Annotated in this window: 2 protein-coding genes and 1 pseudogene; all 3 read right to left on the bottom strand. The window is 62.3% G+C overall.

Going from position 1 to position 4,656, the window contains the following annotated elements; translation table 11 throughout:
* Positions 1-199: 199 nt before the first annotated feature.
* Positions 200-832, bottom strand: a complete 633-nt coding sequence (locus EOA33_RS25015; protein ID WP_126055125.1) for a LysE family translocator — start codon at positions 830-832, stop codon at positions 200-202.
* 321 nt (positions 833-1,153) lie between these two features.
* Positions 1,154-3,119 (bottom strand): annotated as a pseudogene (locus EOA33_RS25010) (pilus assembly protein).
* Between the two features lie 48 nt (positions 3,120-3,167).
* Positions 3,168-4,656, bottom strand: a 1,489-nt coding sequence (locus tag EOA33_RS39250) for a VWA domain-containing protein (RefSeq protein WP_190234365.1), incomplete at its 5' end; no start/stop codon positions are given.

The following is a 4,656-nucleotide window of genomic DNA, read 5'->3' as shown; positions in this document are numbered from 1 at the left end:
GGGCCCGGAAGCGTTTCAATGCGAACATTGCCCCTCGCCGAACTCTGTAAAGCTCAAGTGATACGCCAGGGGTCTCTACGAGCAATTTAAGCAAATGATAAAATGCTTGAATTGTAAAATGCTGCACAAATGGTTGGCCAAGCAGCCAGGCCACAGCGGCAGCTGGCGCGCAACAAGACCTGAATATCGGCACGCCCCGTCAGCGCTGCGCTTCGGTTGCCATCCTCAGAGCCAGCGCCGCCAGCACCGTGCCCATCATCCAGCGCTGGATGACCATCCACAGCGGTCGTCCGGCGAGGAAGGTCGCGATCGAGCCGGCTGTCACCGCGATGATGGCATTGACGGTGAGGCTGATCGAGATCTGGGTGACGCCCAGCACCAGAAGCTGCGACAGGACATGGCCCTTGGCCGGGTTGATGAACTGCGGCAGCAGCGAAAGGTAGAGCACCGCCACCTTGGGGTTGAGCAGGTTGGTCATAAGCCCCATCGCGAACAGCTTGCGCGGCCTGTCCTTCGGCATCTCGCGGACGTGGAACGGCGAGCGCCCGCCGGGCCTCACCGCTTGCCAGGCGAGCCACAGAAGATAGAGCGCGCCGGAAATGCGCAGCACGTCATAGGCGAAGGGCACGGCAAGCAGCAGCGCGGTGATGCCGAAGGCCGCCGAGACCACGTAGAACAGGAAACCGCAGGCGACGCCGCCAAGCGAGATCAGCCCGGCCTTCGGCCCTTGCGACAGCGAACGCGAGATCAGGTAGATCATGTTCGGCCCCGGCGTCAGCACCATGCCGAGGCAGACCAGCGCGAAGGTCAGATGGTTGGCGACGTCGGGCATTGCTTGACTCCAGCGCATGCGGCAGGGACGGTCCGATGCCGGCGAGCACCGACTTGTGCCTTGTGCCGCGAACGCGCACAAGGGCTTGCCGGCGCCGGCCGTTGCGCCAGGGTGGCATGCCGCAGGTTGGTGGGTAGTCTCGGCCTGCCTCCGCGGTCACGTCCAAATGGACGTGCGCTGCACAGTCTCAAACGAAGGCACTCATCTCCAACGCTTTTGTAACCTTCTACTTACCGACGACGAGGCCGCCGGACGAGGCGAGCTTATAGGATCGGCACGGCGAAGGACGATCTTCAACGCACCGGCATCCTTTGATGTGCCTTACCCCACCACGCGCAAATTCGACAATTCGTTCGCAATTTCCTTGAAATTGTCCGACAGCGTAGCGCCGGTCGCGTTCCAGAACAGCTTGGCCGGCTTGCTGGGGTCGGTCGGATCCTTGCGGAAGCGCGAGTCGGAAGAGCAGGCCTTCAGCGCGTCCATCGCCTTCTTGTCGCCGGAATCCGTCAAGGACATGTCGAGCGCGACGGTCATCACCATGATGTTGGCCGCCTTGGCGTTGTTGCACAGGCTCGCCATCTGCTCGTTGAGCGCGGCGGTGTAGTTGCTGGACGTATAGTTGAACTGGCCGATGGCGCTCGACGTGCCGGTGAACAGCCGGGTCACGGCCGTGCCGTGATAGGCGAGGCCGGTGTATCCATAGGCGGCATAGGTCGACTTGTTGCCGGCCGGGTCGCTGCTGACCGTCGAATAGGTGTTCTCGCCGTCGGTGAGCACGATGACGACCTTGTCATTGCCGCGCTCGCTCTCCGGCCGCCCTTCGGTGAAGGGCTCGGTGCTCGATACGGTGCGCCAGCCCCAGGCCATGCCTTCCGGCACATTGGTGTTGCCGTTCGGCTGCATCAGGTCGATCGCCGCCTTGATCGCCGTCAGCCCTGCCGCCTGGGTGACATCGGTCAGCGGTGTGATCGGCGTCGTGGTGCAGCTGTAGTTGGGACCGGCGCCGGTCGACAGCACGGGCGCATGGATCGGCCGCGGCTGGAAATACTTGGCCATGTTGGATTGCCGTGTCTTGCCGGTGGTGCTCGACGGATCGTCGTTCCACCAGCTGTTGGCCGCGCCATAGGTGACCGGTTTCGCCTCGTCGGGATCCTGCGTCAGATACCAGTGGTTGCCCGGCTCGTCCGGCGCGAACATGGGGACGAACATGGTTGCCGGGTCGCCGACGCCGGTGCCGATGTTGTTGGGGCCGCCGGAGGCCGGCGCGTCATTGACATTGTAAGGGTAGGGACGGTCCTCGACGCAGCCCTGCCAGCTGGCGAACGGGCCGTAGGTGTCGTTGTAGTCGTATTCGTCGTGGCTGCGTTTGCAGGTATGGTTCGAACGATATTCGTCGCAGACCACGCGCTTGGAGCCGACGATGCGCTCATGGCTGGTGACCACCTTCATGTCGCGGTAGAGCGAGAAGCGGGTCAGCATCTGGCCTTCCTGCTCGCCCCAGTCGGAGCCCTTCTTGTACCAGATGCCGTTGAACTTCTGCGCGTATTTGTTGGTGGCGTTCAGCGTCGTCCAATCGAAATTCTCGTGGTGTACCGGCGACAGCCCATAGGTGTCCATCCAGGAAGCGTTGACGTTCTGCGTCCCGACATTCACCGAGGCGGCGAAGGGCACGATGCTGAACTGGACCGGCTTGTCGATCTGCTTGATCGCGGCCGCCTGCTGCGCCAGCGTGTCGACGAGCTGCTTGGCGGCCTGGCTTGAGCAGGTCGATGCGCTTTTGCCCCGCGCCGGTGCCGAGGTTGCTCATCGAGCCGGAATTGTCGAGCACCATGGCGACTTCCAGCGTGTTTTTCAGCCGCACTTCCGAGCATACCGAGTAGTCGACGTCGGAAGACTGTTTATCGATCAGCATCGCCGCCGCCGGCAGGAAATAGGGCTTGTAGACCAGCGCCGCGCAGAGCTTCACCAGGCCGCCGCCGGTGGTGCTGCTGGGCAGCGTGACGCTGAGCGTGGTGTTGGCCGGATCGATACTGTCGCCCAGGTTGGCCTTGAAGAACTCCAGCGCATAGGCCCTCAGCTGGTCGTCGGTGGCGCCTTCGGCAAGGCGGCGGGCGGTGGCGAAATTGGCGGCGTCGAGCGCGTTCACCACCTTCTGTTTCTCGCTGATCATGCTCGAATAGTCGACGCTCAGCGCCACGGCTCCCATCAGCGGCACCATGGCGAGCACGGTCATGAGGGCATAGTTGCCGCGCCGGTCGCGGCAGAAGTCACGCCAGAAGTCACGCATATCGCGTAAGCGGCCCTGGGCGGGGGGTCTGCAAGGCGCTTTCATCGGTCAGCTGACGATGCGCAGGTTCGACAGTTCGTCGGCGATTTCCTTGAAGCTTTTCGACAGCGTGGCGCCGGTCGCGTTCCAGTACAATTTCGCCGCTGTCTTGCCGGTCGGGTCGGCCGGGTCTTTTCGGAACCTCGAGTCCGAGGAACAGGTCTTCAGCGCAGCCATTGCGGCCTTTTCTGCGGATTTGGTTTCCACGAGGTCAAGCGAAACCGTCATCACGATGACGTTCGAATTCTTTGCATTGGCGCAAAGCGTCTGCATCTGCTCGTCGAGCGCCGTCGTGTAGTTGGCGGCGGTGTAGGTCGTCTTGCCAACGGAAGCGCTGGTGTTCATGAACAGTCGGGTCAACGTGCCGGAGCCCGGATAGGTCAGGCCCGTGTAGCCATACGCGGCGTAAGTCGACATGTTCTTGGCGTAGGTGGCGTCGGCGATCGGGCTGTAGGTGTTGGCGCCGTCGGTCAGCACGATGACGACCTTGTCGTTGCCTCTTTCGGTGTTGGCCCGGCCGTCCGTGAAAGGCTCATTGCTCGACAATGCCCGCCAGCCCCAGGCAAGCCCTTCCGGCACGTTGGTATTGCCTGTTGGTGTCATCGCGCTGATGGCGCTTGTGATGGTGTTCTTGCCCGTGGTCGTGGTTATGTCCTGCAACGGCGTGATGGCGGCAGTCGTGCACCCGGAGTTGGGGCCGCCGTCAGCCGGCTCCGCCGCCGCGTTGTAGGGCTTTGTGACGAAATACTTGCGCATATCCGACTGGCGTTTTGCGACGGCCAGGCTGTCGGCCGAATCCACCCACCAATTGTTGGTGTAACCCCATGACGTCGTGCTGGCGTGGGTGGAGTCGGTCCAGAAATTGCCGGCCTCGTCCGGAGCGAACATCGGGACGAACAGGCTGGCGGGTGTGGACGTTGCCGGCGTCGTATCGTCCACATTGTAAGGATACGGCCTTGCTTCCACGCAGCCTTTCCAGGCTTGGTATTGGGCGGTCGTGTCGACATAAGTCTGACACGTGCCGTGGTTTTTCTTGGTGCAGGTTCGCGTCGTGGCCATCATATCCTGGTAGAGGGTGAAGCGGGTCATTGCCTTGCCCGCGTCGGCGCCCCAGCCGGTGCCCCTCTGGTAGTAGGCGTCGCCAACCTTCTCGATGTATTTGTTCGGATCGACGCCGGAGACGGTCTTGTTCATCTGCGTCCAGTCGAAATTCTCATGATGCACCGGCGAGATGCCGCCGAGATCCATCCAGGTCTTGTCCTTGTTGGCTGAGCCGACATTGACCGAGGCCGAAAACGGTACCAGGGCGAATTGCACCGGCTTGGTGACCTGCTTCATTTGGCCTGCCTGCAGGGCCAACGTGTTGACGAGTTCTGTCGCGGCGGTCTTGAGCAACTCTATTCGCTGCTGGCCGGTACCGGATCCATTCGTGCTCATCGAGCCGGAATTGTCGAGCACCAGGGCGACTTCCAGGGTGTTCTTCAGTCGGACTTCCGAG

It is taken from the genome of Mesorhizobium sp. M4A.F.Ca.ET.050.02.1.1 (genome assembly GCF_003997725.1).
Taxonomy (GTDB): Bacteria; Pseudomonadota; Alphaproteobacteria; order Rhizobiales; family Rhizobiaceae; genus Mesorhizobium.
The sequence above is the reverse complement of the archived record's forward strand: the minus strand, read 5'-3'. Positions and strand labels throughout refer to the sequence as shown.